This is a genomic window from Cryobacterium sp. TMT1-2-2, from assembly GCF_004403505.1.
GTDB classification, from domain to species: Bacteria; Actinomycetota; Actinomycetes; order Actinomycetales; family Microbacteriaceae; genus Cryobacterium; species Cryobacterium flavum.
On the sequence record NZ_SOGS01000024.1, the window covers coordinates 190,236 to 216,984 of the forward strand.

25 protein-coding genes and 2 pseudogenes are annotated in these 26,749 nt (G+C 64.8%); 11 read left to right on the plus strand and 16 right to left on the minus strand.

All coding sequences use genetic code 11. The annotated features are described in order from the left end of the window. Positions 1-23 precede the first annotated feature (23 nt). Positions 24-506 (minus strand): CarD family transcriptional regulator, encoded by a 483-nt coding sequence (locus tag E3T35_RS14830; RefSeq protein ID WP_092341832.1) that lies wholly within the window; start codon positions 504-506, stop codon positions 24-26. Positions 507-684: 178 nt separating this feature from the next. Between E3T35_RS14830 and E3T35_RS14835 the strand changes: the two genes are divergently transcribed. Then, a complete protein-coding gene (locus tag E3T35_RS14835) occupies positions 685-1,212 on the plus strand; it encodes a hypothetical protein (protein WP_134346100.1) in 528 nt (175 codons plus the stop codon). 58 nt (positions 1,213-1,270) lie between these two features. Here E3T35_RS14835 and E3T35_RS14840 read toward each other — a convergent pair whose 3' ends face one another. Then, on the minus strand, positions 1,271-1,954 hold the full coding sequence (locus E3T35_RS14840) for a response regulator transcription factor (RefSeq protein ID WP_092341830.1): 684 nt from the start codon (positions 1,952-1,954) through the stop codon (positions 1,271-1,273). Further along, a complete protein-coding gene (locus E3T35_RS14845) occupies positions 1,951-3,132 on the minus strand; it encodes a cell wall metabolism sensor histidine kinase WalK (protein ID WP_092341829.1) in 1,182 nt (393 codons plus the stop codon). The genes E3T35_RS14840 and E3T35_RS14845 overlap by 4 nt, the downstream gene beginning before the upstream one ends. 160 nt (positions 3,133-3,292) lie before the next feature. On the opposite strand from E3T35_RS14845, the gene phoU reads away from it, so the two are divergent. Next, a complete protein-coding gene (phoU, locus tag E3T35_RS14850; RefSeq protein ID WP_134346102.1) occupies positions 3,293-3,949 on the plus strand; it encodes a phosphate signaling complex protein PhoU in 657 nt (218 codons plus the stop codon). A gap of 155 nt (positions 3,950-4,104) precedes the next feature. Here the strand turns inward: phoU and E3T35_RS14855 are convergent, their stop codons facing one another. From E3T35_RS14855 to E3T35_RS14870, 5 genes and pseudogenes are all read right to left on the minus strand, one after another. Next, the gene (locus tag E3T35_RS14855; protein WP_092341827.1) at positions 4,105-4,857 is read right to left on the minus strand and encodes a phosphoglyceromutase; all 753 of its coding nucleotides are present in this window, start codon (positions 4,855-4,857) and stop codon (positions 4,105-4,107) included. A 299-nt stretch (positions 4,858-5,156) separates the two neighbouring features. Then, complete coding sequence (locus tag E3T35_RS14860; RefSeq protein WP_134379845.1) at positions 5,157-6,437, minus strand: folate-binding protein YgfZ; 1,281 nt, start codon at positions 6,435-6,437, stop codon at positions 5,157-5,159. A 184-nt stretch (positions 6,438-6,621) separates the two neighbouring features. After that, positions 6,622-7,014: pseudogene (locus E3T35_RS20280) on the minus strand (FABP family protein); the annotation flags it as partial. A gap of 312 nt (positions 7,015-7,326) precedes the next feature. Next, positions 7,327-7,521: pseudogene (locus E3T35_RS20285) on the minus strand (FABP family protein); the annotation flags it as partial. 143 nt (positions 7,522-7,664) lie between these two features. After that, complete coding sequence (locus E3T35_RS14870) at positions 7,665-7,916, minus strand: hypothetical protein (protein ID WP_134346108.1); 252 nt, start codon at positions 7,914-7,916, stop codon at positions 7,665-7,667. A 72-nt stretch (positions 7,917-7,988) separates the two neighbouring features. On the opposite strand from E3T35_RS14870, the gene E3T35_RS14875 reads away from it, so the two are divergent. From E3T35_RS14875 to pstB, 8 genes are all read left to right on the plus strand, one after another. Continuing rightward, a complete protein-coding gene (locus E3T35_RS14875; RefSeq protein WP_134379849.1) occupies positions 7,989-8,681 on the plus strand; it encodes a response regulator transcription factor in 693 nt (230 codons plus the stop codon). Then, positions 8,650-9,696 (plus strand): mycothiol synthase, encoded by a 1,047-nt coding sequence (gene mshD / locus E3T35_RS14880; protein WP_134379851.1) that lies wholly within the window; start codon positions 8,650-8,652, stop codon positions 9,694-9,696. The genes E3T35_RS14875 and mshD overlap by 32 nt, the downstream gene beginning before the upstream one ends. Before the next feature lie 135 nt (positions 9,697-9,831). Continuing rightward, entirely contained in the window at positions 9,832-12,003 is a 2,172-nt protein-coding gene (locus E3T35_RS14885) for an RNA degradosome polyphosphate kinase (RefSeq protein ID WP_134346114.1), read from the plus strand. 5 nt (positions 12,004-12,008) lie between these two features. Next, the gene (locus E3T35_RS14890; RefSeq protein WP_134346181.1) at positions 12,009-12,944 is read left to right on the plus strand and encodes an NUDIX domain-containing protein; all 936 of its coding nucleotides are present in this window, start codon (positions 12,009-12,011) and stop codon (positions 12,942-12,944) included. Between the two features lie 150 nt (positions 12,945-13,094). After that, on the plus strand, positions 13,095-14,186 hold the full coding sequence (pstS, locus tag E3T35_RS14895) for a phosphate ABC transporter substrate-binding protein PstS (RefSeq protein WP_092341820.1): 1,092 nt from the start codon (positions 13,095-13,097) through the stop codon (positions 14,184-14,186). 145 nt (positions 14,187-14,331) lie between these two features. Further along, positions 14,332-15,273, plus strand: a complete 942-nt coding sequence (gene pstC, locus E3T35_RS14900) for a phosphate ABC transporter permease subunit PstC (protein ID WP_092341819.1) — start codon at positions 14,332-14,334, stop codon at positions 15,271-15,273. Then, complete coding sequence (gene pstA, locus E3T35_RS14905; RefSeq protein ID WP_092341818.1) at positions 15,273-16,361, plus strand: phosphate ABC transporter permease PstA; 1,089 nt, start codon at positions 15,273-15,275, stop codon at positions 16,359-16,361. The genes pstC and pstA overlap by 1 nt, the downstream gene beginning before the upstream one ends. A gap of 21 nt (positions 16,362-16,382) precedes the next feature. After that, on the plus strand, positions 16,383-17,162 hold the full coding sequence (gene pstB, locus E3T35_RS14910) for a phosphate ABC transporter ATP-binding protein PstB (protein WP_134379853.1): 780 nt from the start codon (positions 16,383-16,385) through the stop codon (positions 17,160-17,162). Positions 17,163-17,278: 116 nt separating this feature from the next. Here pstB and E3T35_RS14915 read toward each other — a convergent pair whose 3' ends face one another. Then, positions 17,279-18,850, minus strand: a complete 1,572-nt coding sequence (locus tag E3T35_RS14915; RefSeq protein WP_134379855.1) for an amidohydrolase family protein — start codon at positions 18,848-18,850, stop codon at positions 17,279-17,281. A 274-nt stretch (positions 18,851-19,124) separates the two neighbouring features. Here E3T35_RS14915 and E3T35_RS14920 point away from each other — a divergent pair, with 274 nt between their 5' ends. Continuing rightward, complete coding sequence (locus tag E3T35_RS14920; RefSeq protein WP_134346118.1) at positions 19,125-19,439, plus strand: hypothetical protein; 315 nt, start codon at positions 19,125-19,127, stop codon at positions 19,437-19,439. A gap of 57 nt (positions 19,440-19,496) precedes the next feature. Here E3T35_RS14920 and E3T35_RS14925 read toward each other — a convergent pair whose 3' ends face one another. The 7 genes from E3T35_RS14925 to E3T35_RS14955 form a co-directional block, all read right to left on the minus strand. Continuing rightward, positions 19,497-20,123, minus strand: a complete 627-nt coding sequence (locus E3T35_RS14925; protein ID WP_166789981.1) for an RES family NAD+ phosphorylase — start codon at positions 20,121-20,123, stop codon at positions 19,497-19,499. Continuing rightward, entirely contained in the window at positions 20,120-20,755 is a 636-nt protein-coding gene (locus E3T35_RS14930) for a hypothetical protein (protein WP_134379857.1), read from the minus strand. The genes E3T35_RS14925 and E3T35_RS14930 overlap by 4 nt, the downstream gene beginning before the upstream one ends. 372 nt (positions 20,756-21,127) lie before the next feature. Then, the gene (locus E3T35_RS14935) at positions 21,128-21,883 is read right to left on the minus strand and encodes an SDR family NAD(P)-dependent oxidoreductase (protein ID WP_134379859.1); all 756 of its coding nucleotides are present in this window, start codon (positions 21,881-21,883) and stop codon (positions 21,128-21,130) included. A 25-nt stretch (positions 21,884-21,908) separates the two neighbouring features. After that, on the minus strand, positions 21,909-22,769 hold the full coding sequence (locus E3T35_RS14940; RefSeq protein WP_134379861.1) for a fumarylacetoacetate hydrolase family protein: 861 nt from the start codon (positions 22,767-22,769) through the stop codon (positions 21,909-21,911). Then, the gene (locus E3T35_RS14945) at positions 22,766-23,944 is read right to left on the minus strand and encodes a fumarylacetoacetate hydrolase family protein (protein ID WP_134379863.1); all 1,179 of its coding nucleotides are present in this window, start codon (positions 23,942-23,944) and stop codon (positions 22,766-22,768) included. Before E3T35_RS14945 ends, E3T35_RS14940 begins: the two co-directional genes overlap by 4 nt. Then, positions 23,941-25,410: an aldehyde dehydrogenase (NADP(+)) gene (locus E3T35_RS14950; protein WP_134379864.1), complete on the minus strand. Its 1,470-nt coding sequence runs from the start codon at positions 25,408-25,410 to the stop codon at positions 23,941-23,943. Before E3T35_RS14950 ends, E3T35_RS14945 begins: the two co-directional genes overlap by 4 nt. Beyond that, on the minus strand, positions 25,407-26,738 hold the full coding sequence (locus E3T35_RS14955) for an enolase C-terminal domain-like protein (protein ID WP_134346130.1): 1,332 nt from the start codon (positions 26,736-26,738) through the stop codon (positions 25,407-25,409). The genes E3T35_RS14950 and E3T35_RS14955 overlap by 4 nt, the downstream gene beginning before the upstream one ends. Positions 26,739-26,749: the final 11 nt, after the last annotated feature.

Consider the following 26,749-nt stretch of genomic DNA (forward strand, 5'->3'; position numbering starts at 1 on the left):
CGCCGCCCCTCACGAAAGAATAGTCAGGAAGCAAGGACCTCATCGAGAACGGTGGACGCTTTCTCTTCGTCGGTCTTTTCGGCCAGGGCCAGCTCGCTGATCAGGATTTGGCGAGCCTTGGCCAGCATGCGCTTCTCGCCGGCCGACAGTCCGCGGTCCTGGTCGCGGCGCCACAGGTCGCGCACGACCTCTGACACCTTGATCACATCGCCGCTGGCCAGCTTTTCGAGATTGGCCTTGTACCGGCGGGACCAATTGGTGGGCTCTTCGGTGAACGGTGCGCGCAGCACTTCGAACACCTTGTCGAGGCCGTCCTGGCCGATCACATCGCGAACGCCGACGAGGTCGACGTTTTCGGCGGGAACTTCGATGGTGAGATCGCCCTGGGTGACATTCAGCTTGAGGTACAGCTTCTCTTCACCCTTGATGATGCGGGTCTTCACCTCGGTGATCATCGCGGCACCATGGTGGGGATATACGACGGTTTCGCCAACCTGAAACAGCATGGATGTGATCCCTTCAGCAACTTCTAAGATACCACAGCTTCGAGGTGCTACAGTACGCGCGCCCCCGCGAGGCACCGGCCGACAATCGTGCGCTCACACACGCCGCTAAGCTAGTGACAAAGAGAATTTTGCAGCGTCGGCCACTGTCGCGCGCTGCTTTTGAGTAAGTGGAGGTCTTGTGAGAGCGCGCATCGCTGCATCCGTCGTCTTGGCGGCTGGCATTCTGTTGGGCACGAGCGCTTGCGGATTTTTCGCACCGCAGGCCACCTCGATTAAGTACAACGCGAGTGACGGCGTGAGCGGAGACGTCGGCGAAATCCACGTTCGCAACGCCCTGCTGGTCTCCGCCGACGGCGAACTGGCCAACCTCATCGTCTCCGTTGTTAATCCGACGGACACCCTGCAGCAGGTGCTCGTGCAGTACAAGTCCAGCACCGGCACGGTGTCGCAGGACATTCCAGTCGAGGCGAACACCACCGTGACGTTCGGCACCGACGGCGCCCCCTCGGTGGTGCTGGAGAACATGGACAGCCAGCCCGGCTCGCTGTTTCCGGTGTTCTTCCAGTACGGCGAAGAGACCGGCATCGAACTGCTGCTGCCCGTTCTCTCTGGCACCCAGGGCGAGTATTCGACCCTGATGCCCACGCTCGCACCGACCGAGACTCCCACCGAAACACCAACACCGACGGCCACGCCCGCCGCGTAACGTTCTTCTGGCTCAGGCCGTCGCCCCCTGCGGGTCGGCGGCCTGAGCTGTATCCGGGCTACGCTTCGAACCGGTAGCCCAGCCCGCGAACGGTGACGAGCATCACCGGCTCGGAGGGGGCAGTTTCGATGCGCGAGCGGATGCGTTTGATGTGCACGTCGAGCGTCTTGGTGTCACCGAAGTAGTCGGTGCCCCAGACCCGATCGATGAGCTGGCCGCGGGTAAGCACCCGGCCGGCGTTGCGCAGCAGAAATTCGAGCAGTTCGAATTCCTTCAACGGCATGTTGACGAGCTCGCCGGAGACGGTGACGGCGTGCCGCTCCACGTCCATGCGCACCGTGCCGGCCGTGAGCATGGTGTCCACATCGGCCGTGCTCTGGTCTTCGTGCCGTCGCAGCACCGCGCGAATGCGGGCGACCAGTTCGCGGGTGGAATACGGCTTCGTGACATAATCGTCGGCGCCGAGCTCGAGCCCGACGACGATGTCAATTTCGGAATCCTTCGCCGTGAGCATGATGATCGGCACGGTCGACCGGGTACGAATCTCCCGGCACACCTCGGTACCCGGAATGCCGGGCAGCATCAGGTCGAGCAGAATCAGGTCGGTGCCGTTCTGGTCGAACTCGCTGATCGCGCTCGGGCCGTCTTCGGCTACGACGACCTCGTAGCCCTCACGCTCGAGCAGAAAGCTGAGCGGCTCGCTCAGTGCGCTCTCGTCTTCAACCAAGAGGATGCGGGTCATAGTGTGTCTCCTGCCGCCGCACGGACGGCTCGTTTCGGTTGGATAGTGTCGACGGGCTTCGCCGCCTCTGGAAGGCGAATGGTGAAGGTGGATCCGCTGCCGGGCTGCGACCAGACGCGAATGTCGCCGCCGTGGTTCTGCACGACGTGCTTGACGATGGACAGCCCGAGGCCGGTACCGCCGGTGTGCCGGGACCGGGCCTGATCGACTCGGAAAAAGCGTTCAAACACCCGATCGAGGTCGGCCTCGGCAATTCCGACGCCCTGGTCGGTCACGGTGATCTCGACGATGCCCTTCTGCAGGCGCACGCCGACGCCCACCCGGGACCCCTCGAGCGAATAGTTCACCGCGTTCGCGACCAGATTGTGCACGGCCACGGTGAGCAGAGCCTCATCGCCGAAGACCAGGGCGCCGGACTTCTTGCCGATGACGATCGTGATGCGCTCGGCCTCGGCGACCACCCGGCTTTGGTCGACCGCGGCGGCGACGATGTCGTCGACCTTGAGTATCTCCGGTTCGGCGAGGGCGTCCTGCGCCTGCAGCCTGGAGAGTTCGATGATCTCCTGGGTGAGGCGGCCGAGCCTGGCCGACTCTGTCGTTAACCGGTTGGCGAACCGGCGAACCTGCTCCGGTTCATCCGCTGCCTTGTCGAGCGCCTCGGCGAGCAGCCCGACGGAGGCGATGGGGGTTTTCAGCTCGTGGCTGATGTTGGCCACGAAGTCGCGGCGCACCTCGTCGAGGCGAAACGCTTCGGTGCGGTCCTCGGCCAGAAGCAGCACGTAGCGTGTGCCGAGTCGGGCCAAGCGCACCCGAAAGCGCATGCTCGCGTCGCCGAACGGGCCGCGGGAGAGCACGAGGTCTTCGCTGATCGGCTCGCCGGTCAGCCGTACCCGGCGGGCCAGTTCGAGCAGTTCGGGGTGCACGAGCTGCTGGTTCCAGACCAGGCCGAGGGTGAGGGCGCCCGGGCTGGTCTTGATCACGTTGTTCGACGGGTCGAGAACGACCCCGGCGGTCTCGAGGGCGTCGAGCACCTGATCGATACCGTCCGGTACCGCTGGGTTCACTACCTCAGAGGCGCGGCGACCATGACGCTCGGCGACGTGCACGAGCGACACGAACCCGGCGCCAACACCGAGTCCGAGTGCCAGCGACAGCAACACCAGCCACGTCGATTCCATCTCTACAGATTACTGACAGTCTTCGGCCATCGTTCGCAGCGTGGGTGTGCGGGAGCCTGTACTTTAGAAAGTGTTCAAGTCTGCGGCACCTGCCGTTAACCTGAATTCGGCATCATAAACCCGATCGTGCGTGTTCGCGCGGCAAGGAAGGAACACCCCCATGCGCGATGTATTTCAACAAGAACTCGCCGAAGTTCAGCAGCGACTCGTGGAAATTTCGCGCCTCGTCGCGATCTCCATGGACAAGGCCACTCGCGCTTTCAACGAAAGCGACGTGGGTTTGGCGGAAGAGGCCATCACCGAAGACGAGAAGATCGACGAGCTCACGGTCGAGCTTGACGAGCTCGCCATCACCATTCTCGCGCGCCAGCAGCCGGTCGCCCGCGACCTGCGCATCGTGGTCAGCGCCCTGCGCATCAGCGCCTCCCTCGAGCGGATGGGCGACCTCGCCACCCACATCGCCCAGCTGGCCCGGTACCGTTTTCCCGACAAGGTCATCCCCAAGGGGCTGCGCAGCACCTTCGCCGAGATGGGCGCCCTCGACGTGGTCATCGCGAACATGCTCACCGAGCTGCTCACCCACCAGGACCTGCACCTCGCCGACACCATCCGCAACGAGGATGACAAGGTCGACGCCCTGCACCTGAGCGTGTTCGACGCCGTGCTCGGCGAGACCTGGAAGGGACTCGCGGCCGACACCGTCGACGCGACCCTGGCCAGCCGATACCACGAACGTTTCGCGGACCACGCGGTGTCCATCGCCAAGAAGGTGCAGTACCTCGGCACCGGAGCCTGGCACCAGGACGACAACGTCTGATTTCTGGCACGCGAGAGGCCCCGGAGCATCCGCTCGCGGGGCCTCTCGCGTGAAACGGATGCTCCCGCCCGGTTGCGGCACGGGTGAGGGCGCGCTCATGACCTGCGGGCACACAAAAGGCCCCGGAGGTTCTACTCCGGGGCCTTCTATGCTGGCTACTTCTTGTTGCCTTGGGCTGCTACTGCGGCCGCTCCGGCGGCTGCGGCCTCGGGGTCGAGGTACTGCCCCGGCGCCAGCGGCATGAGGTCTTCGCCGAGCTGGTAGACGAGCGGGATTCCGGTGGGAATGTTCAGCTCGGCGATGTCCGCGTCACTGATTCCATCGAGGTGCTTGACCAGGGCCCGCAGCGAGTTGCCGTGCGCGGTGACCAGCACGGTCTTGCCCGCCTGCAGGTCGGGAACGATGTCGGACTGCCAGTAGGGCAGCATCCGCTCGACGACGTCTTTGAGGCATTCGGTGCGGGGCAGGTCGGGGCCGAGGCCGGCGTAGCGGGCGTCGTGCGCCTGCGAGAATTCGCTGGAGTCGTCGAGCACGGGCGGCGGGGTGTCGTAGGAACGGCGCCACAGCATGAACTGGTCCTGGCCGAACTTGGCCTGGGTGGCGGCCTTGTCGAGGCCTTGCAGCCCGCCGTAGTGGCGTTCGTTGAGGCGCCAGGAGCGCTTCACGGGGATCCACATGCGGTCGGCTTCCTCGAGCGCGAGGTTCGCGGTCTGGATGGCGCGGGACAGCAGGCTGGTGTGCAGCACGTCGGGCAGCAAGCCGGCGTCCTTCAGCAGCACGCCGGCGCGCGCGGCCTCGGTGGCGCCTTGCTCGCTGAGGCGAACGTCCACCCAGCCGGTGAACAGGTTCTGCTGGTTCCAGGTGCTTTGGCCGTGACGGAGGAGGACGAGTGTGTAGGGGGCAGACATGTGCCCACTCTATCGAGGGCGGTCGGTGTTCGTGCGGGCAGGCGTTGGCTGCAGCAGTACGTGCGGCCATAACGGATGCCGCCACCCGCGTGATTGCGCGCACGGCAGCACCCTTGTCGTGGTGGCTGACAAAACTGCGGAGATTTCGGAGGGATCAGGCCCAATCTGCCATGTTTCATCAAGGGCTGCGAACGAGAATCTCCGCAGTTTTGAACGGTGCCGCCGATACCCCTCTGCGCCAAGCTCTAGCCGAGGCCGCGAAAATATAGTCCGTAGCCTGAATTTGAGGCGACCGCGGGCTAGTGCGCGGTGCGCACTCCGAGGCGGGGCAGGCGCGGGATGTCGGCGACGGATCCGGCGGACTGCGGCACGATGATTTCCTGGGCGGCCGAGATGCTGATTCCCTCGGACTCGACGTACAGCGTCGACGCGGCCGGAATGGTGCGCTTGATCACGGCAAGGGCGATCGGGCCGAGCTCGTAGTGGATCGCGCTCGAAGTTATGGCGCCGACGGTGACCCGCTCGGCTTCTTGCTCGGGCCGGACGCGATCGGCCTGCACGGGGTCGCCCGGGGCGGGAAGCACTCCCTCTGAGCCGTCGAGGTGCAGCATGACGAGGCGGCGGGGCGGGTGGCCGAGGTTGTGCACCTTCGCCACGGTCTCTTGCCCGCGGTAGCAGCCCTTGCTCAGGTGCACGGCGGTACGCAGCCAGTCCAGCTCGTGTGGGATGCTCTTCTCATCGACCTCGCGGGCCCGGCGCGGGCGCCAGACGGCGATGCGCAGGGCTTCGAGGGCGAGGAGTCCGGCGGGTTTCACTGGTGACGCGGATGCTGAAGCGTCGGTCTCGCGGGCGGGCGCGGTCCGGGTGTCGGGCGTGCCGAGCGCGGGTGTTTCGGCGGGCGCGGCGGCGAGGGCGGGCGTTACCGTCAGGGTTCCGGCGGCGAGGGCATCGCGCAGGGCCGGCAGGCTCGCGCGCGGTACGAGGGTTTCGGTGTAGGTCCAGAGGGTTCCGGGATGTACGGGGGTCTCCGCGTACTGGTGGCCGCCGCGGGTGACGGAGGCCCAGGGGTCCAGCCAGGTCAGGGGCACGTCGTTGGGTGCGGCGGCGGCGAGGCCGACGGTGGCGGGGGCATCCGTCATGGCGCCGATCGTGGCGTAGGCGAGGGTGTGGTCGACGACCTGAACGCGCAGCATGAACTTCATGCGGTCGAGGAAGGTGTGCAGGGCGGGCAGTTCGGCGGCTTCGAGGAGGAGCCAGGTTTCGACGCCGTCGTCGAGCACGCGGATGGCGAATTCGAGGCGTCCGTTGGGGTCGAGCAGCAGCATCTCGGTGGAATCGCCGGGCTTCAGGGCTTTCAGCTCCTGGCTGGCGATCGAGTTGAGCCAGGTGAGGCGGTCGGGGCCGGCGACGGAGAGCACGCCGCGGTGCGAGAGGTCGACGATGGCGCGGCCGGCAGCGAGGGTGCGCTGCTCGATCATGGGGTTGCCATAGTGGGCGGCGACGCCGGCGTCGATTCCTTCGGACTGCACCGCGCCGGGCAGGGTCAGCAGCGGGGAGACGGTTGTTACCGGGTCTGTCATGTCGCTCAATTCTGCCGGCCGGGTTGACGGCGGCTGGGGCTTCCATCCGTATCAACAGTACGGGTGCGTGATTTATTCGGGGTGGGGCGACTGCTCGGGCGAACGGGCCCACCTTATGACCCCGGGCCCAGTTTATAAACTGGGCCCAGGGACGGGGCCTGGGCCCCGTCCCCAAAGGGGAGGGCTACTGGACGCGAGCTAGGCGGCCGGAGGCGTGGGTGCGGAGGTCCTGGCCGAGGGCGGCGATGTCCCAGGCCCAGAGCAGGTGATTGTCGACGAGTCCGTACAGGCGCGTGGCGGCCGCGTAGGGTTTGGCGCCCGCGGTGCGGAGCACGGCATCCGTTGCGAGGTCGATGCGCGGACCCTTGACCTGCCCGAGGTAGAGCTCGGCGACGCCGCCGGGGTGCACGAGGGTGACCTCGATGTCGAAGCCACCGTCACGGTTCCGCAACGTTTCCACGGCCGCAGCCGAGGTGAATGGACGTTCCCCGGTGCCGGGTAGCATGCCAGGTCCGGGGTCGCCGTCGCCCTGATGACGGCTGAGGCGCCAGTATCCGGTTTCGGTGACCAGCGGGGTTCTTTCGTCCGACATCAGCTCGGGCGGCAAGTTCACGGCGCGCGTTTCAGCGGATGCCGCCGCGCCCGCTTCGGAGGACGCGGGCGTTTCAGACGAGGCGGCGGGCGTTCCCTCGCGCGACGCATCCGTGGCGCGGGAGATAGCGTCCGGTTCGGAGGACGCGCGCGTTCCAGCGGATGCGGCGGCATCCGTTTCAGAGCGTGCGGTGTCCGTGCCGAGCACGGCGGCCTCCGTTTCAGACGCGGCCGCGCGACCGGCGGCCTCCGTTTCAGACGCGGCGGCGCGACCGGCGGCATCCGCTTGCGAAGAAACGGGCTCGAGCCAGGTGTAGGAGCTGTAGTTCAGGTGCGGCAGGCCGTCGTGGCTGAAGCTGATGCGGTGGCCGAAGGTGCGGCTGACCGACTCCTCGCCGATTTTGTATTCGAGCACGCCGGAGCCTTCCCAGACTCCGATCAACCAGGAGAGTGGAACAAGTTCGGACGGCAAACCGACCGGAAGGTCAAACATACGTACTTACCGCTGCCCCCGGTACAGCTTGTAAACAACCATGCCGGACACCCAGGCGATCGACAAGCTGGCGAGCCCCAGGAGGCCCAGGAAGAAAAGTTCTAGCGCTAACAGATCCATGCTGCGAGTCTAGTGGGGGCGCATCAGAGCGAGACGACGATTGTCGCCACCACGAGAATGACGATGGCCCCGGTGATGCTCGTGGTGACCCGTTTGACGTAGCCCTCTTTGGTGCCGGTGGCGATCTGCAGGCCCAGCGTGACGAGTGTGCAGAGTGCGAGGGTGAGGCCGATCCAGCCGATCGCTGAGGCGGGCGTGGCGAGAATCGCGGTGAGCACAGCGCCCACAATCGCCAATACCCACACGGTCGCGATCGTTTTCCAGTGCCAGCTCACGTCTCTATTGTGCCCGACCGCCCGCGTTCCATGGCACGCTAGTATGAAATTCGAGATACTTGGAGGGCGCGAGTGGCGCAGTTGTTGATCCTGACCTCGGCGGCCAACAATGATGTACTCCCCGCCCTGGCGTTGCTGTCGCACAGCACACGGCTGATTCCCGCCCAAGCGGACCAGCTCATCAACGCGCCCGATTCTGACCTCATTCTGGTCGACGCCCGCACCAATCTGGCCGCGGCCAAGTCGCTCTGCCAGATACTGCGCACGATGGGCAGCTCCACTCCCCTGCTGCTCGTGATCACCGAGGGCGGCCTCGCCGCCGTCAGCCCCGATTGGGGCGTCGACGACGTCATCCTCGACACGGCCGGCCCGGCCGAAGCGGATGCCCGCATCCGCCTGACCGCAGGCCGCCTCGCCCAAACCTCGCCGCCGAACACGATTCGCGCCGCCGGCGTTGTCATCGATGAGGCGAGCTATTCGGCAAAGGTGCACGGCAAACCGCTCGACCTCACCTATAAGGAGTTCGAGCTGCTGCGGTTTCTGGCGGCGCATCCGTCCCGGGTATTCACTCGCGAACAACTGCTGAGCGAGGTCTGGGGCTACGACTATTTCGGCGGCACCCGCACGGTCGACGTGCACGTGCGGCGCCTGCGCGCCAAGCTCGGCGACCAGGAGTCGCTCATCGGCACGGTGCGCAACGTCGGCTACCGGTTCAACGTGCACGAAGAGAACGATGAGCGGGTTCCAAATTCTGTTCGCGCTTGAGTCAGCGGATGCCGCTGGCCTGGCTACCTTTCACCGGGTCGCCGCGGAGGCGCTTGCCTTCGACGGGTACGCGCCGTTCAACGAACAGGCGCTGTATGACCTGCAGGCTGGTCTTCGGACCGCCTATTTGGTGCGCGTTGCCGGCCGCGAATTCGAGACAGGTCACGTACCCGGAATGCCGGCCTCGACGGGCTCGACCAGCGGAGACGGTCACGTCGGCGCCGCGGCGACGATCGTCGTGGGAGCAGCGCTGGGCGGACGCGGGGAGATTGACCTGGTGATCAGCCCGGAATATCGGCGACGCGGGTTTGGCCGAACGGCCTTTCGCGAACTCGCAGCGACCGAGCCCAACGGGCTGACCGCCTGGTCGCACGGCGATCATCCGGCTGCTCGCGCCCTCGCGATCGAACTGCGGTTCGTCGCCGCCCGCACACTGCTGGAATTGCGCAAGCCACTCTTTTCGGCTGACGCCGCGCCTGAAGCCGGCGCAGGCGCATCTGACGCCGCGCCGGAAGCCGAGGTGGCGGGCGAAGCTGAGGCTGCGCCGGCGAGCGGGGCGGGGGCATCCGTTTTGGGCGATGCGAGTATTTCGGGATTTCGGGTGGGAGTCGACGACTCCGAATGGGTCGCGCTCAACGCGTTGGTGTTCACGAGCCACCCGGAGCAGGGCGCGATCACCGAGGCCGACCTGGCCGCGCGGCAGGCCGAGGACTGGTTCGATGCCGACGACTTTCTGGTTCTGCGCGACGCCGACGGCCGCATGATCGGCTACAACTGGCTCAAGGTTGACGGGGCGATCGGCGAAATTTACGTGGTGGGGGTGCATCCGGATGCCGCTGGCCGCGGGCTCGGCCGGGTGCTCATGCAGGCCGGCCTGCAGCGCCTGGCTGACGCCGGTTGCACGACCGCCGCGCTCTACGTCGAGGCCGACAGCCTCGGCCCGGTGCACCTGTATCGGGCGCTCGGCTTCACCGACCACACGGTCGACGTGCAGTACCGCCGCCTCGCCGGCTGAGTCACCACCGACTGACGCCGCGCGACGTAACGCCAGGCACCCGACACCCCGCAAAGTCAACGGCCCCGGCATAATTTCGCGTGACGTTCACCCGGTTCGTCGCGACGGCGCGACCAACGGTGTCAGGATGGTCAGATGGACGGCGAAATCACCCAAGCAGACTCGGGACTCACAGACTTCGATGACGACTTTGACCCACTCATCGAAAAAGTCGACCCCGCGCTGCCCGACGATCGCTACCTCGACCGCGAGCTGAGCTGGCTCGCCTTCAACCAGCGGGTTCTGGAACTGGCCGAAGATGAGAGCCTGCCGGTACTGGAGCGCACCAACTTTCTCGCCATCTTCGCCAACAACCTTGATGAGTTCTTCATGGTGCGCGTCGCCGGCCTGAAGCGCCGCATCCTCACCGGGCTGGCGGTGCCGACCAACGTGGGTCGCGCCGCCCAGGACGTGCTCAGTGACATCTCGGCCGCCGCCCACGCCCTGCAGGATCGCCACGCACTGGCCTTCCAGAACCTCGTGCGCCCCGCCCTCGCCGAGGCCGGGATTGAAGTCGTCGACTGGCAGAGCCTCGATGACTCCGATCGTCGTTCGCTCCGTACCTATTTTTCTAACCAGATTTTTCCGGTGCTGATGCCTCTCGCGGTTGATCCGGCGCATCCATTTCCTTATATTTCGGGCCTGTCGCTCAACCTGGCAGTGCGGGTGCGCAACTCCAAGACCGGCAAGCAGGAGTTCGCCCGGCTCAAGGTGCCACCCATGCTGCCACGCTTCGTGCGGGTCGACCGCCGGGAGTCGGTTGACCGCATCCGCTATATCGCCCTGGAAGACCTGATCGCCAACCAGCTCGGCGATCTGTTCCCGGGCATGGAGATTCTCGAGCACCACGTGTTTCGGGTCACCCGCAACGAAGACGTCGAGATCGACGAAGACGAAACCGAGAACCTGATCAAGGCGCTCGAGAAGGAGCTGCTGCGTCGCCGGTTCGGCCCGCCCATTCGGCTCGAGATCACCGAGGACATGGACGAGGTCACCCTCGGCCTGCTCGTGCGCGAGCTCGACGTGACCGAGCAGGAGGTCTACCACCTGCCCGCGCCGCTCGACCTCGGCGGCCTGTTCGACCTGCGCATCGACCGGCCCGACCTGCACTTCGCCAAGCACGTGCCGACCACGGCGGCGCAACTGTTGCCGAGCGAGCCCAACGCCGAGCAGGACATCTTCGCCGCGGTCGCCAAGCAGGACGTGCTGCTGCACCACCCCTACGAGTCCTTTGCGACGAGCGTGCAGGCCTTTCTGGAGCAGGCCGCGGCCGACCCGAACGTGCTCGCCATCAAGCAGACGCTGTACCGCACGAGCGGCGACAGCCCCATCGTCGAGGCCCTCATCGCCGCCGCCGACAGCGGCAAGCAGGTGCTCGCGCTGGTGGAGATCAAGGCGCGCTTCGACGAGCAGGCCAACATCACCTGGGCGCGCAAGCTCGAAAAGGCCGGCGTGCACGTGGTCTACGGCCTGGTCGGACTGAAAACCCACTGCAAGCTCGCCCTCGTGGTGCGCTACGAGAAGGGTGTGCTGCGGCACTACAGCCACATCGGCACCGGAAACTACAACCCCAAGACCAGTCGCATCTACGAAGATCTCGGACTGCTGACAGCGGATGCCCAGGTCGGCAAAGACCTCACCCGTCTGTTCAACGAGTTGTCGGGTTACGCGATTGAGAAGAAGTTCAAGCGGTTGCTGGTGGCTCCGCTGCACCTGCGGAAGGCTTTGCTGAAGCACATCGCGATCGAGACCGAGAACGCGCTCGCCGGTAAGACCAGCGGCATCCGGATCAAGGTGAACTCGATGGTCGATGAGGACATCATCGACGCGCTGTACCGGGCCAGTCAGGCCGGCGTGCAGGTCGATGTCTGGGTGCGCGGCATCTGCAGCCTGCGGCCGGGCGTCGTGGGTATGAGCGAGAACATTCGGGTGCGGTCGATCCTCGGGCGGTATCTCGAACACTCGCGCATCTTCAGCTTTCACAGCCTCGGCGGAACCCAGGTGTACATCGGTAGCGCCGACATGATGCACCGCAACCTCGACCGCCGGGTCGAAGCTCTCGTGCGGCTGGTCGACCCTGAGCATCTGGTCGAGATCGATGCGCTGTTCGAACGTGCGATGGATCCGCGCACGTCGAGCTGGTGGCTCGACGCAACCGGCCAGTGGACCCGCCACGACGTCGACGAGAACGGCGTACACCTGGACGACATGCAGAACAAGTTGATGCAGCAGATCAGCGCGCGCAAGCGGCCGTCCGGGCGTCGCTAGTGGCTGTGAAATCGACCGACGTTTACGCCGCCGGAGCGGTCTGCTGGCGCCTGATTGACGGCCGCATGCACGTGCTGCTCATTCACCGCACAGTGCACGGCGACGTGACCATCCCCAAGGGCAAGGTTGACCCGGGCGAGACTCTGCCCCGCACCGCGGTGCGCGAGGTCGAGGAAGAGACCGGGCTGGCCGTCGCGCTCGGTGTTCCGCTCGGGGTCTCGCACTACGATATGCCCGACGGCCGCACCAAGATCGTGCACTACTGGGCCGCCGAAATTACGCCGGAGGCCATCGCGAAATCGACGTTCGTGCCGAACGGCGAGGTCGCTGCCATCGAGTGGGTCACCATTAAGAAGGCTCGCACCTACCTGACTTACCCGGCCGATGTGGAGATTCTCGAGACGTTCTCTGCGCTGGTCGACGCTGGCGTGACTCGCACGTTCGCGCTGATCGCGCTGCGCCACGGTAAGGCGGCGCCGCGCACTGGCGACGGTCCCGACGCGCGTCGCCCGCTGACCGCGCGCGGTGTAAAGCAGGCCGCGAGCCTGGTCGACACGATCACGGCCTGGCGCCCGCTGCGCATTCTCTCGAGCACCGCAACGCGGTGTGTCACGACGGTGGCTCCGCTGGCTGCGTTCACCGGCATCCCGATCAAGCAATCCGAGCTGATCAGCCAGGACGCCCTCGAAACCGGCGAAGCGGATGTTCGCACCGTCGTCGGCAAGCGGGTGCGGGCCCGCAAGACGGCGGTTTTGTGCAGCCACGGGCCGGTGCTGCCGGAGATTTTGCGGGAGATCGCGCTGGCGACGGGCTCGCAGCCGTCTGCGGTGCTGTCGGACGCGGCGCATTTGGACACCGGAGGGTTCTCGATCGTGCACCTGTCGTCGGAGAACCCGGCCGCGGGCATTCTGGCCGTGGAGACATACCCCGCGACTGCCTGAGCCGCAGGGCAGCAAGCGTTATCTCTCGTTCACCTTCTGTTTACCTTCAGGATGGTCGGCGGTTACTTCAGATCTCTAGCCTCGTTCACGGGCCAGCACCGGCTTGCATCAGCAAACACAGTCTTGTCAAAACCCTGAAAGGGAACACACGTGAACTTCAAGCGTTTCGGCCGTCCCGCGGTCATCGCCATTGCCGCAGGCCTCGCACTCTCGTCCTGTGCAGCAAACGAAGGCGCCGCACCGGCGTCCGACGAAGCGTCGGCCTCGACGCTCACCGGCACCCTCAACGGCGCGGGCGCCAGCTCAATGGATGCCGCCCAGCAGGCCTGGATCGCCGGCTTTCAGACCGCTAACCCCGCCGTCACGATCAACTACGAGCCCTCCGGCTCGGGCGGCGGACGCGAAGCATTCATCGCCGGCGGCACCGACTTCGCCGGCAGCGACTCCTACATGAGTGCCGACGAACTCGCCGGCACTTTCAAGTCCTGCGCTCCCGACAGCAAGGCCGTTGACCTGCCGGTCTACATCTCCCCCATCGCCGTGATCTTCAACGTCGACGGCCTCACCGACCTCAACATCGATGCTGACACGCTCGCCAAGATTTTCTCCGGCGCGATCACCAGCTGGGACGACGCTGCCATCGCCAAGCTGAACCCCGACGCGACCCTGCCGGCCACGGCCATCGCCGCCGTGCACCGCTCGGACGACTCGGGTACCACGAAGAACTTCACCGACTACCTCGGCAAGGCCGCCTCTGACGTGTGGACCGAAAAGGCCTCTGACACGTTCCCCTTCCCCGGCGAGGGTGCTAAGGGCACCTCCGGTGTGGTTGACGCCGTCACCAACGGCGTGGGAACCATCGGCTACGCCGACGCTTCGCAGGCCGGCAAGCTCAGCACCGCCAAGCTCATGGTCGGCACCGACTTCGTGGCTTACACCCCCGAGGCTGCGGCCGAGGTTGTCGCCGGATCGCCCCTCGTGCCCGACCGCGCAGCCGATGACCTCGCGCTCGACCTGAACCGCAAGACCACCAACCCGGCCGAGTACCCGCTGGTTCTGGTGAGCTACGCGATCGTCTGCAACGAGTACGCTGACCCGGCCAAGGGTGAGCTCGTCAAGGCATACATCGAGTACATCGCCAGCGCTGCCGGCCAGACCGTTGCTGAGGGAGCCGCCGGTGTTGCACCACTGACGAGCGAACTCGAAACCAAGGTCGCCGCGGTTCTCGCGACCGTCAAGTAACAACGTTTACCTACCTGCCCGGTCCTTTCTCGCACATCTGCGAGGACGGATCGGGCAGACTGGGGTGTACGGCCAGTTGCGTCCAGCCGCATGGCACCCCCGTTTCACATAATTTCACCAGCACGACGCTACTTAGGAGACCGGCATGACCACCGCTGCCGCCACGACCATCAAGGCCAGGCAACGCCCGGGCGACCGCATTTTCTCCTCGGCCACCGTGATCTCCGGCAGCCTGATCCTCGCCATGCTCGCCGCCGTGGCCATCTTCCTTCTCGTCGAAAGCCTGCCCGCGTTTGTCGCGGCGCCCGAGGATTTCAGCGGAGACGTGACCAACTTCTGGTCCTACGTAGGCCCGCTCGTGTTCGGCACGATCTACTCGGCCATACTGGCGCTGCTCATGGCCGTGCCGGTAGCCATCGGCATCGCCCTGTTCATTTCGCACTTCGCCCCGCGCAAGCTCGCGCAGGGCCTCGGCTACCTCGTAGACCTGCTCGCCGCCGTTCCCTCAGTGGTGTTCGGGCTCTGGGGCATCGGCGTACTGGCCCCGCTCGTGCAGCCGTTCTACACCACCATCGTGGAGTGGTTCGGCTGGTTCACCCCCTTCGCTGGCCCGGTCTCGGGCACCGGGCGCACTATCTTCACCGTCTCGATTGTGCTCGCCGTGATGATTCTGCCCATCATCACCGCCATCTGTCGTGAGATTTTTCTGCAGACGCCGCTGCTGCACGAGGAAGCCGCTCTGGCCCTCGGTGCCACCCGCTGGGAAATGATTCGCATGGCCGTGCTGCCGTTCGGCCTGCCGGGCATCATCTCCGCCTCGATGCTCGGCCTCGGCCGAGCCCTCGGCGAGACCATGGCCGTGGCCATGGTGCTCTCCCCCAGCCCCGAGGTGATCTTTCAACTGCTGACCGCGCAGAACTCCAACACGATCGCCGCCAATATCGCGCTGAACTTTCCCGAGGCGCACGGCGTTGGCGTGAACATTCTGCTCGCGACCGGCCTCATCCTGTTCGTCGTGACGCTGCTCGTGAACATGCTGGCCCGGGTCATTATCAACAGCCGTAAGGCATTTTCGGGAGCCAACTGATGTCATCCGTTTTGGAAGCCGCGCCGCTGACCAACTCCCTCACCGCCGGCAAGCTGCCCCGCCGTTCGTCGCTCTGGGTGCTGCTGGCCAGCTGGGCCGTGTCGGCCGCCTTCTTCACCATGCTCTACCTCTCGGGCGCCGTCGACGGCTTCAACATTGTGGGCACGGCCGTGTTCGGCACCGTGCTCTACTGCGTGGCCATCTACGTACTGTCCCGGCTGGTCGAGGGCTCGCGCAAGGCTAAAGACCGGCTGATGACGGCGCTGGTGACCGCTGCTTTCGTGATCGCCCTGCTGCCGCTGATCTCGATCATCTACACGACGGTTGTGAACGGGCTGCCCGCGTTTTTGACGCCGACGTTCTTCACCTCCTCGCAGCGCAACGTGGTCGGTGCCGGCGGCGGCGTGCTGCACGCGATCACCGGCACGCTGCTGGTCACCGGCGTGGCGACACTGATTTCGGTGCCGATCGGTCTGTTGACCTCGATCTACTTGGTGGAATACGGCCGCGGCCGGCTCGCGAGATCGATTACCTTCTTCGTCGATGTGATGACCGGCATCCCCTCGATCGTGGCCGGCCTGTTTGCGTTCGCACTGTTCGCGCTGCTGTTCAACGACCCAGGTGTGCGCTTCGGCTTCGGCGGGTCGATCGCGCTGTCGGTGCTGATGATTCCGGTGGTAGTGCGCTCGAGCGAAGAGATGCTCAAGCTCGTTCCGAACGAACTGCGCGAGGCCGCTTTTGCACTGGGGGTACCGAAATGGCTGACCATTCTTAAGGTCGTGCTGCCGACATCCATTGCCGGAATCGTCACCGGAGTCATGCTGTCGATCGCCCGCGTGATCGGTGAAACGGCGCCGCTGCTCATCATTGCCGGGTTCACATCGAGCATGAACTACGACCTGTTCAGCGAGCGGATGATGACACTCCCGGTGTTCGTGTACACCCAGTACGCCAACCAGGGCGCCGACTCGCAGGCCTACATCGACCGGGCCTGGGCCGGAGCGCTCACCCTGATTCTGATCGTGATGCTGCTCAACGGTCTCGCCCGCCTCATCGCCCACTGGTTCTCGCCCAAGCTGGGCCGCTAACTCTTCTTAGAAAGGACTTAAATGTCTAAGCGCATCGAAGTCAACGACCTCAACGTGTATTACGGCAATTTTCTGGCCGTCGAGGGTGTCTCGATTGTCATCGAGCCGCGCACGGTGACCGCGTTCATCGGGCCCAGCGGTTGCGGAAAATCCACGTTCATTCGCACGCTCAACCGCATGCACGAGGTCATCCCCGGCGCGCGCGTTGAGGGCGAAGTGCTCATCGACGGCAACAACCTCTACGGCCCGGGCGTTGACCCGGTGCTCGTGCGCCGCCAGGTGGGCATGGTCTTTCAGCGGCCCAACCCGTTTCCGACCATGTCCATTCAGGACAACGTGCTGGCCGGCGTGAAGCTCAACAACCGTCGCATGAGCAAAACGGATGCCGACGACCTCACCGAAAAAGCCCTCCGCGGCGCCAACCTGTGGAACGAGGTGAAGGATCGCCTGGCGCGGCCCGGATCCGGTCTCTCCGGCGGGCAGCAGCAGCGCCTGTGCATCGCGCGCGCCATTGCGGTCGAGCCCGACGTGATTCTCATGGACGAGCCCTGCTCGGCGCTCGACCCGATCTCGACGCTGGCCATCGAGGACCTCATCGAAGAGATGAAGCAGGAGTACACGATCGTGATCGTGACGCACAACATGCAGCAGGCCTCGCGGGTGTCGGACCGCACGGCGTTCTTCAACATTGCTGGCACCGGCAAGCCCGGCAAGCTCATCGAGTACGACGACACGACCACGATGTTCTCGAACCCGAGCGTTCAGGCCACGGAGGACTACGTGTCGGGGCGGTTCGGTTAGGTCGCACTGGATTTGTCGCGTTCACGCGCGACGGCATCGACTCAGTGGACAACTTCGGTGGGTGCAGGTGGGTCTTCACCCACCGAAGTTGTCCACTGAGCCCTGTCCATAGATAGCTAGGGGGCCAGGAGGGCGGCGCCGTGGGTGGCCCGACCGGCCAGCAGCGTGGCGGCCACGGGCATCCGTTCGAAGGTGGCGTCGGAAACCGTGAGCGGGTCGCCGTCGAGTATGGCGATGTCGGCAACGTCGCCGACCTGCAAGCGGGTGCGTGCGCGAGCGGATGCCGCGAGGGCCTCGGCGCGGGAGACCACCTGGTCGGGGCGCCAGGGTTCGCGGCCGTCGCTGCGGGCGCGGGAGGTCGCAGCGCTCATGGCGGTGAACGGGTCGAGCGGCGCGACAGGGGCGTCGGATCCGAACGCGAGAGTGGCTCCGGCATTGAGCAGGGAGCGCAGAGCGAAGACGCGATCGGCGCCGGCGGACCAGTTGAGTTCGACCGCGTCACGGTCGTCGAGCGCGTGCTCCGGCTGCACGCTCGCGATGACGCCAAAGCTGGCGAAACGGGCGAAGTCCGCGGGCTGCAGGAACTGGGCGTGCTCGATGCGACCGCGAACGGATGCCTGACGCTCACGGCCACGCCGGTCCGCCGGGGCTGCAGCTTGGGAGGCTGGAACCTCGTGGGCGGCCCGGCCATGCAGGGCAGCGCGCTCGAAAGCGTTCAGGGCTACGGTGTTGGCCGCGTCTCCGATGGCGTGCACCGCGGGCAGCAGCCCGGCGCCCCGCGCTGCCACGAGAATCTCCGTGAGCTCGTCTTCGCTCACGGCGAGCACACCGCGCCCGCCGACCGGGTATTCGTCGACGCAGAAGGCCGTGCGGGTGTTCAGGGATCCGTCGATGAGCAGCTTCAGTGGCCCCACGCTGAGCAGGCCGCGGGTGTCTGCGATGCGGTCGTCGGTGTGCATCCGCTCGGCGACGGCACGGTCGAAGTCGGCGAGATAGATGCCGGCCTCGACTCTTAGTGCGTCGAACCCGCCAGCGATGCGGCGCTGCCAGACGGAACGGTTCCAGGTCATCTCGAAGTCCACGATGCCGACGACTCCGCGGGCGGCGGCCCGGGATCCGGCCTGGGCGGCGAGCGCGTCGACCTCGACGTCGGGCAGCTGGCCGAGCGCGATGGTGAGATCGAACGCGGCCTGTTCGCGCAGCAGCCCGGACTCGTCGACGTGCACACCGAATTGCTCGGCGGCGGCGCTGTTGATCCAGACACAGTGCAGGTCGTGGCTGATCAGCGCGGTCGGATGCCCCTGCGTCACGTCATCGAGACCGCGCAGGGTGGGCAGGTCGGCCCAGACCGCATCGCGGAACCGCACTCCGATGAGTGGGGTCGGGCGACCAGACGCGTCGACCTGAGCGGCGCGGCGGCCCCGCGTGCCGACCTGCGCCCGCACGAGCTCGAGGGCCTCGCGCGCCGAGACCGCGGTGGAGAGGTCGAACCGGGCTCCGGCGAGCGCCCACTGGGTCAGGTGTACGTGTTCGTCCCAGAGGCCGGGGATGACGGTGCGTCCGTCGAGGGTGGGGGCATCCGTTGTGGTGGTGGGCACGATCTGCGTGATGACGCCGTCGGTGATGTGCAGGTCGGAGAGCGTGGTGTCGCCGGGCTGCCGGACGGAGCGCAGAACGAGGTCGGGCATGGCGCGGCTTTCGGTCGAGGGGGTCTTGCCACCCTACAGGCGGGTGCGGGGCAGATCTGTCAGCCAGTTTCGGATGCCGCGAGCGGCACCTTCACCACCCATCAACTCGTGCGCAGTTCGGCGGAGCGGCCCGAAAGCGTACAGCAGAAAACCTTCAATGAGAATTTGTCAGTAAACCGTAGATATCTACGGTGCAGACCACTACGGTGTGAGTCGTTCGAGGCATACCCCGCTTCGATTCGTGCCGAACCGACCGTTCTGACAGGAAATTCCCATGATCAAGAAACTCTTTGCAATCACAGCCCTGGCCACGCTGGCCGTCTTCGCCGTGCCGGCCGCGGCATCCGCTGTCACGTATGTTCCCAGTGACGGTCCGAGCCCCAAGGTGACCCGTGTCGTCGTGCCCCCGGATGAGGGGTATGTCGGCTCCAAACCAGCCTACGTGGGCTACATCGGGCTCGCCTCCACGGGCTATGACGCCTCCGTGCTGGCGATTTCGGGCGGAAGCGCCGCGCTCCTGCTCGGGCTGACCCTCGTCACCACGTCCGTCGTGCGACGAAAGCGTGCAGAAGGTTCTGTGCGCCCGTAAAGCGGATGCGGGACGGCTGGGACTCAACGGATGCCCACCGATGGGCGATGCACCCAGCTACAGCGAGGCGTAGCCCAGGTTCTTCGTGGCCTGGGCCACGATCTCGTCGGCCGTGGCATCACTGAGCCGTGCGCTGAAACGAACGCGATCGGGGAAGGCGGAGACCCTCTCTGTGCGGCTAAATAGGGTAACGAGGGGCTCGTTATTGATCGAGGACTGGTGATAGAGGCCATCCAGCACGTCACCGTGTCGCTCACAAATCGCCCTAGCCCACGCTTGCGTAGACGTCTTTTCGTTCAACATCATCGCCGCCGCCGCACCGTTGACCACCGGCCAGTTCGAGGTGAGATCGAGCAGCACTAACGGGCGAGACGGGATCCAGGAAGCAATCGTCGCCCCGCCCATCGAGCGGTCGATCACGCGGGTGGCCTGGTACACCTCTCCGAGCGCGGTGTCGGGCCGAGTGGCCGCATACATAACCTCGATGTCTAAGTACGTGCCGGTAGGCGGTGGTTGCGGGTCGAATCGCATGTTCGGGATCGGGCCATAGTGGCGCAGCTCGTTCCACGCCAGCGAGTGCGCGCCTTCCGTGCGAAAGACACGCCACAGCGACCCCGAGAAGGTGCGCACGTGCGAGCTCGGGTCAAGGATGAACGTATCCGGGGGAAAGGCCGGAACCTTCACGACTGCAGGACGCTGCTCAGAATGCCCACGAGCACCTGCGGATTGCCGCCGTTCCGCAGCCACTCCACCGGAGTCATCGGTTCACCGCTGACGCTCAGATTTGCCTGCGGCGTGGTCATAAAGCCCTGAACACTTGCGGGGTGCATGTCTCCGGGGAGCGCCTTGACCACGGCCGCGAGGCCGGGAAGCACCGGCTGCCCCGAGTCGTTGGTGAGCTGCCAGGTCGGGTAGCGACGCTTCCCTCCCGACAGGAACCCGTACAGCCCGCCCTTAGCCTGGCGGTGCCTGATTCGCGAGGCGTCAAGACCGAGCCGTAGCGCCACCTCGGCGGCGCTCAGGGTCTCGGTGATTGCCGCGAGTCGCGTCGTACGCTCTGTCTGAACTAGATCCCCTCTGGCGACGCCGGCCTCAATCTCGGCGAACTCGCCGGCGCTGAACGCACCCGACTCGACGAGATAGCCCACCTGTTCGATCGAGAGGGCTCCGCCGCGGGGCTGTCGGCGGCTGATCAGCTCGGCTGACTCGCGAAGGAGGGCGACCACGAGTTCGTCATCCAGGCCTTGCGCCTGCGCGACCTCCATCAGGTGCTGCACGCTCTCTTGAACTTCGGAGCGAACCGTCGTGTCGGACATGTGAGCTCCCAGGTCTGGACGTGCAGATAGCGCACCCAATATCATAGGCAAGAAACAGCGTGCGAGCAACGTGGGAGCACGGCTCATCAGGCGGATGCAGCGCAGTAGCGCTGCACAGTTGCGTCGGACGATTCGAGAACCTGACGAACCTGCTCTTCTATGGCGCTTGTTGCCGAGAACAATCCCCGTTTGCGATATCGGGCGGTGCTTGATGTATCTCATCAAGGTTCCCACCGGCGCGTGCACAGTTCAGCGGACCGAGCGATACCAGCGGATGCAGCATGGCCGACTTCCAAGAGAATCATCGAACGGTAGATGAGCCTCGGCCAAACCAGCACAGTCGATCTCTAGTGGCGTCTCTTAAAAGGCGACCTAGACCCCCGGTCGCAGCCGCAAACCCTGCATCCCCCCGTCAACGGCGAGCGCAGTCCCGGTCGTCGAACCGGAAGATGGGGATGCCAGAAACGCGATGGCCGCGGCGACTTCCTCGGGCTTCACAAGCCGACCGTGAGGCTGCCGTGCTTCCAGGGCAGCACGTTCCGCGGCAGGATCTGACGCTGTCTGCAGTAGGCGCGCTACCCAGGGCGTGTCCGCGGTGCCGGGATTGACGCAATTCACCCGAATGCCCTCGTGCACATGGTCTGCGGCCATGCTCAGTGTCAGTGCCAGGACCGCACCCTTAGATGCTGAATAAAGCGCGCGATTTTGCAGGCCTGCTGTTGCCGCCACCGAAGCCGTATTGACAATGGCGGCTGATGGCGACTTGCGCAGGAACGGCAAGGCGGCACGACTGACGCGAACAATGCCGAGAACATTAATGTCGAGGACCCTGTGCCATTCGTCCTCAGAATTATCCGCAATGGTCCCCTGAGCACCGATCCCGGCGTTATTCACGACGATGTCCAGTCGACCGAACCGCTTGATCACCTCGTCAACGGCGCGCCGAACAGATTCGTCGTCAGACACATCTGCTTCCACAACGAGATGCGCAACGTCTGCCCTGCCGGGCGTCAGGTCCAGTACCGCGACCTGAGCGCCCATCGCTGCCATGCGCTTTGCTGTGGCCGCGCCAATTCCCGAAGCTCCGCCCGTAACGAGCGATACCAAGCCATCCAATTCAGGTTTCATCGATTTCTCCAGTCCAGTGTTCTCTTCAAGCGGCTACGAAGGTTTGGCGCTGTCTGCCCAAGCCTTCGATTTCGATCTCCACAACATCCCCAACGCTGAGATAGGGGTATTTTCCCGACAGCGCAACCCCACGTGGGGTTCCGGTCAGCACGACGTCACCCGGTTCCAGGGTGAGGTACTGGCTGAGGTGGTAAATCAGGTATTCGACCGGGAAGATCATGTCGGAGGTATTGGAGTCCTGACGCGCCTGACCGTTGACCCAGCTGCGCAGACGTAGACGACTCGCGTCCACGTCTTCTGCGGGCACCAACCAAGGCCCGAGCGGAGAGAAACCCGGTGAGCATTTTCCTTTCGACCATTGGCCGCCAGAATTTTCCAATTGAAAGGTGCGCTCAGATAGATCATTGGCCGTGACATAGCCCGCGATGTGGTCGGCGGATTCCTCAACGGTGTCGAGGTAGCTGGCTCGCCTGCCGATGACGACACCGAGTTCGACCTCCCAATCGGTCTTGGAACTGAGGCGTGGAATGCGAGTATCGTCTTCGGGACCGGCCATGGTATTTGGTGTCTTAAGGAAGATGATCGGTACCGTGGGCGGCGCCGACCCGGACTCGGCGGCATGCTCGGCATAGTTCATGCCGATGCAGATAATTGCCGATGGGCGCGCGATTGGCGCTCCGATGCGTTCCCCGCTCACATCGACAACAGGCAGCGTGCCATCTCGGAGAGCCTGCCGCACGGTTTCGATCCCGCCGTTTGCCAGAAAATCACCTGTGACATCGTTGGTCAACGAGGTCAGGTCGTGCGCCACTTCGACGCCGTTCTCGTCAGTGTCGAGAACAGCCGGCTTCTCGGCACCAAGCGCTCCGTAGCGAATAAGTTTCATACTCTCTCCTCCACCGGAAGCAGGTTGGCCAAATAGCGGTGCAGCGCGCGGATTCCAAAGGTCCACGGCGGGAGCTCTTCGGTGATGCCTGTCACGTTTTGCAGGCTGCCGAGGTGTTGGCTCTGAATATTCACAATGTCGCCTGGCTCATGGGTGAATCCGAGCCCCTCGTCGCCTCGATCCTGGGTCGGCGAGAACAAGGTTCCGGTGAACAAGGCAAAACCGTCAGGGTACTGATGGTGTGCCCCACGGGTCGCTGCGACCAATTCTTCAAAAGGCCGGCTGATTCGTGCCACGGAGTTTTGTCCCTGCAAGGAGTAGCCGTCGACTCCCGACACAGTGAGAGCGATTTCCTCAGTGCGCAGCGTATCGATGGTGAAGGCGCTGTCAAAGAGTCGAATGAAGGGGCCGATCGCACTCGAAGCGTTGTTGTCCTTCGCCATTCCCAGAAGCAGGGCACTTCGCCCTTCCACGTCGCGAAGGTTGACGTCGTTGCCGAGGGTGGCGCCTCGTACCTCGCCGCGGGAGTCGGCCACAAGCACGAGTTCGGGTTCGGGGTTGCTCCAGGCGGAGAATGTCGGAATACCAACGCGCGCTCCGAATCCGACCGAGGAGAGCACCGGCGCCTTCGTGAACACTTCTGGGTCGGGGCCGATACCGACTTCGAGATACTGCGACCACATTCCTTGCGCCAGCAAGACCTCTTTCGTCCGGGCGGCTGCTTCGGACCCCGGACGCAGGGAGGCCAGGCTCCCGCCCAGCGCCTCGAGGACGAGCGTGCGCACCTCGGCTGCACGGGATGAATCGCCGGCACACTTCTCTTCGATGACTCGTTCGATCATGCTCTCAACGAAGGTGACCCCACAGGCTTTGACTACCTGCAGGTCAATCGGGGCGAGCAGATGGGGCCGGGTCAAGTCTTCGGCAACGGATGCCGCCACCAGGTCGGATAGGTGCCATCGAGGTTGTCCGGCGCAGGAAGCGACAATGTCGACGGCATCCGTTCTGTCGATCAGCTCCGACACCGTGTTGACCGTATCGGTCAGGTCATACACCTGCCCGCCGCGCACAGAAACGACACGTGGTCCCCCCGTGCGTGGATCCCATACCCGACCGACCAGATGAGCATCAGCTGGGTCGAGCGGCAGAATTCCGAAGTAGTCGTCCCCGCTCATGAGTGGCTCCCTGCGCCATGATCGTGGTGTTGCCAGTGCCCATCGACACGGCGGGAGATTCGCCAGGGGTTCTCGTCCTGCAGCGCCAGAGGAAGGTGTGCCGGAGGGAAGCCCTGAAAGGCGACAGGCCGCATGAACCGGGCGATCGCGGCCGGTCCCACCGATGTCGTGCGCTCGGCGGTTGTGGCCGGATACGGCCCGCCATGGTGTTGCGCATACGAGACGGTCACGCCGGTTGGCCACTCGTTCCACAACACCCGTCCACTCTTCTCCCGTAAGACGGCCAGGAGTGGGTCGATGTCCTCCTCGGCTTGTGCCTGCACGCTTGCTGTCAGCTGGCCGTCGAGGAGTGCGGCTAGATCGGCTAGATCCTCTCCGGGTTCGTAGCAAATCACCAGGGTCGCCGGTCCGAACATTTCTCGTTCCAGTATTGCCGGGTCGGCCCGGACGAACGCTGCCGTGGTCAGGAGCACGGTCGGAGCGGGCGATTCGGCGGAGTCGCCCGCAACGACGACCTCGATGCCGTCGGTCGCGCACATCTTCTCCAAAGCCGCATCAAACCCCGCTCGGAGCTTGGCACTCAACAAGGGCGTGCGCTGGCCCTGAGCGACCTGGGTTCCCATAACCCGAGCGACTTGTTCCCGGTCGGTGGGGGCGAACAACAATCCGGGCTTCGTACAGAACTGGCCCATGCCCATGGTGAAAGACTGCGCATAGGCCGTCAGAATCTCGTCTCCCCGCAGCGCCCAGGCCCGTTCGGTGGCAAAGACCGGGTTTATGCTGCCCAGCTCGCCGTAGAACGGAATGGGACGATCACGCGCGGCAATCCGATCGAGCAGGGCCCGACCACCGCCGGTGGAGCCGGTGAAACCGACCGCCCTGGTCAACGGATGATCGACAAGGGCTTCTGCAGCGTCACGACCAGTGACAGTCGAGAGCAGGTGCTCGGGTGCGCCAGCAGTTCGCAGCGCTTCGATGGCCACCTCTCCCATGCGGAGCCCGAGTTCCGGGTGCCCGTCGTGAATCTTGTGCACGACTGCACAACCGGCAGCGAGGGCCGATGCGGTGTCGCCGCCCAGCACGCTAAAGGCGAAGGGAAAGTTGGACGCACCGAATACACCCACGACACCGAGCGGAATATTTACTCGTCGGATGTCGGGCCTCGGGCCCATGCCCCACGCGCCATCCGCATGGTCGATGGTGGCATCGAGGTTCTCCCCGGCCAGGATTTCTGAGATGTACAGGCGCAGCTGAAAAACGGTGCGCCGAAGTTCGCCGCTAAGACGATGCTCACCCAAGTGGGTCTCCGACTGGGCCAGCGCAATCAGCTCGTCAGCGTGGTCCTCGAACGCCACAGCGATTGCCTCCAACCAGGAGGCCCTCACCTCTGGGGCCACGTCCTGCGAAGCGGTGAAAGCGGAGTGGGCGGCTTCGATCTGCTGTTCGGCACGCAGTGCGGTGATCACGAGTTGTGACCACTGCCCACAGCTGCACCCTGCGTGATCTCGAGCCAGCCGGCACCGGCCGGAAATTCCCAGCGATCACGGGACGCCGAATGCATCTCGGCGCTCGTACCCGGCAGACGAGGCGTCTGGTACCGGCCATTCTCCACCCGGACAGGCTCGGTGAAGTGCTCGTGCAGGTGGTCCACGAACTCGATCATGCGGTTGTCCATCGTGCCGCTGACGGCGGCATAGTCGAAGAAAGAGAAGTGCTGCACGAGTTCGCAGAGGCCCACACCACCGGCGTGAGGGCACACCGGGATATCGAATTTTGCTGCCAGGAGTAGGTTGGCCACGTTTTCGTTCACTCCAGCCACTCGGGTGGAGTCGATCTGCATCACGTCGATAGCTTGAGCCTGCAGCAACTGCTTGAAGACAATGCGGTTGGCCACCGCTTCGCCGGTCGCAACCTTGACGGGTGCCACCCCACGGCGAATCTGGGCATGTCCGAGGATGTCATCGGTGCTCGTGGGCTCCTCGATCCACCACGGGTCGAATTCGGCCAGTTCGTTGACCCAGTCGATCGCCTCTTGCGCTTCCCAGCGTTGGTTTGCGTCGATAGAAATCTTTACCTGGTTACCCACTGCTTCCCGCGCCAGGCGCATCCGGCGCCTGTCATCGTCCAGGTTGCCGCCGACCTTGAGTTTGATCATCCCGAAGCCGTCCGCCACGGCCTCTCGGCTCAGTCGCACCAGCTTCTCATCGCTGTAGCCCAACCATCCCGGGGTTGTCGTGTAGGCCGGGAAGCCATCCAGCTGAAGCTGAGCAATGCGGGCTTCCTTTCCGCTCGCGGCACGACTGAGCAGGTCGAGAGCATCGCTCGGAGTCAGTGCGTTCTCGATATGAGTGAAGTCAACGACGCTCACGAGCTCTTCGGCCGGCATTTCGCTCAGGAGGAGCCAGAGCGGCTTCTTTTCTCGTTTGGCGCGGAGATCCCACAAAGCGTTGGTCAACGCCCCGCAGGCCATGTGCGAGACTCCCTTTTCTGGGCCGAGCCAGCGCATCTGAGAATCGTGCACAAGACGTCGGGACGCTTCCCCGAGGTCTCCTATGAGCTCGTCGATGTCGCGGCCGACAAGGAGCTGGCCATAGGACCGGATGGCTGCGGTGACTATCTCGTTGCCACGGCCACAGGTGAACACGAATGCGTGCCCGGTCTCGCCGCCGTCGGTCTCGATGACCACATAAGCGGACGAATAGTCGGGGTCAACGTTGACGGCGTCTGAGCCGTCCAACTCGAGTGAAGTGGGAAAGCGCACGTCCTGCGTGCGAACCGAAGTGATCTTAGACATTGAAGACTCTC

Bases quoted from the DNA above. Each gene is read 5' to 3' on its own strand.
- E3T35_RS14830 (WP_092341832.1), bottom strand. From the start codon at position 506: ATGCTGTTTCAGGTTGGCGAAACCGTCGTATATCCCCACCATGGTGCC.
- E3T35_RS14840 (WP_092341830.1), bottom strand. From the start codon at position 1,954: ATGACCCGCATCCTCTTGGTTGAAGACGAGAGCGCACTGAGCGAGCCG.
- E3T35_RS14845 (WP_092341829.1), bottom strand. From the start codon at position 3,132: ATGGAATCGACGTGGCTGGTGTTGCTGTCGCTGGCACTCGGACTCGGT.
- phoU (WP_134346102.1), top strand. From the start codon at position 3,293: ATGCGCGATGTATTTCAACAAGAACTCGCCGAAGTTCAGCAGCGACTC.
- E3T35_RS14855 (WP_092341827.1), bottom strand. From the start codon at position 4,857: ATGTCTGCCCCCTACACACTCGTCCTCCTCCGTCACGGCCAAAGCACC.
- E3T35_RS14860 (WP_134379845.1), bottom strand. From the start codon at position 6,437: ATGACAGACCCGGTAACAACCGTCTCCCCGCTGCTGACCCTGCCCGGC.
- mshD (WP_134379851.1), top strand. From the start codon at position 8,650: ATGAGCGGGTTCCAAATTCTGTTCGCGCTTGAGTCAGCGGATGCCGCT.
- E3T35_RS14885 (WP_134346114.1), top strand. From the start codon at position 9,832: ATGGACGGCGAAATCACCCAAGCAGACTCGGGACTCACAGACTTCGAT.
- pstC (WP_092341819.1), top strand. From the start codon at position 14,332: ATGACCACCGCTGCCGCCACGACCATCAAGGCCAGGCAACGCCCGGGC.
- pstA (WP_092341818.1), top strand. From the start codon at position 15,273: ATGTCATCCGTTTTGGAAGCCGCGCCGCTGACCAACTCCCTCACCGCC.
- pstB (WP_134379853.1), top strand. From the start codon at position 16,383: ATGTCTAAGCGCATCGAAGTCAACGACCTCAACGTGTATTACGGCAAT.
- E3T35_RS14915 (WP_134379855.1), bottom strand. From the start codon at position 18,850: ATGCCCGACCTCGTTCTGCGCTCCGTCCGGCAGCCCGGCGACACCACG.
- E3T35_RS14920 (WP_134346118.1), top strand. From the start codon at position 19,125: ATGATCAAGAAACTCTTTGCAATCACAGCCCTGGCCACGCTGGCCGTC.
- E3T35_RS14930 (WP_134379857.1), bottom strand. From the start codon at position 20,755: ATGTCCGACACGACGGTTCGCTCCGAAGTTCAAGAGAGCGTGCAGCAC.
- E3T35_RS14935 (WP_134379859.1), bottom strand. From the start codon at position 21,883: ATGAAACCTGAATTGGATGGCTTGGTATCGCTCGTTACGGGCGGAGCT.
- E3T35_RS14940 (WP_134379861.1), bottom strand. From the start codon at position 22,769: ATGAAACTTATTCGCTACGGAGCGCTTGGTGCCGAGAAGCCGGCTGTT.
- E3T35_RS14945 (WP_134379863.1), bottom strand. From the start codon at position 23,944: ATGAGCGGGGACGACTACTTCGGAATTCTGCCGCTCGACCCAGCTGAT.
- E3T35_RS14955 (WP_134346130.1), bottom strand. From the start codon at position 26,738: ATGTCTAAGATCACTTCGGTTCGCACGCAGGACGTGCGCTTTCCCACT.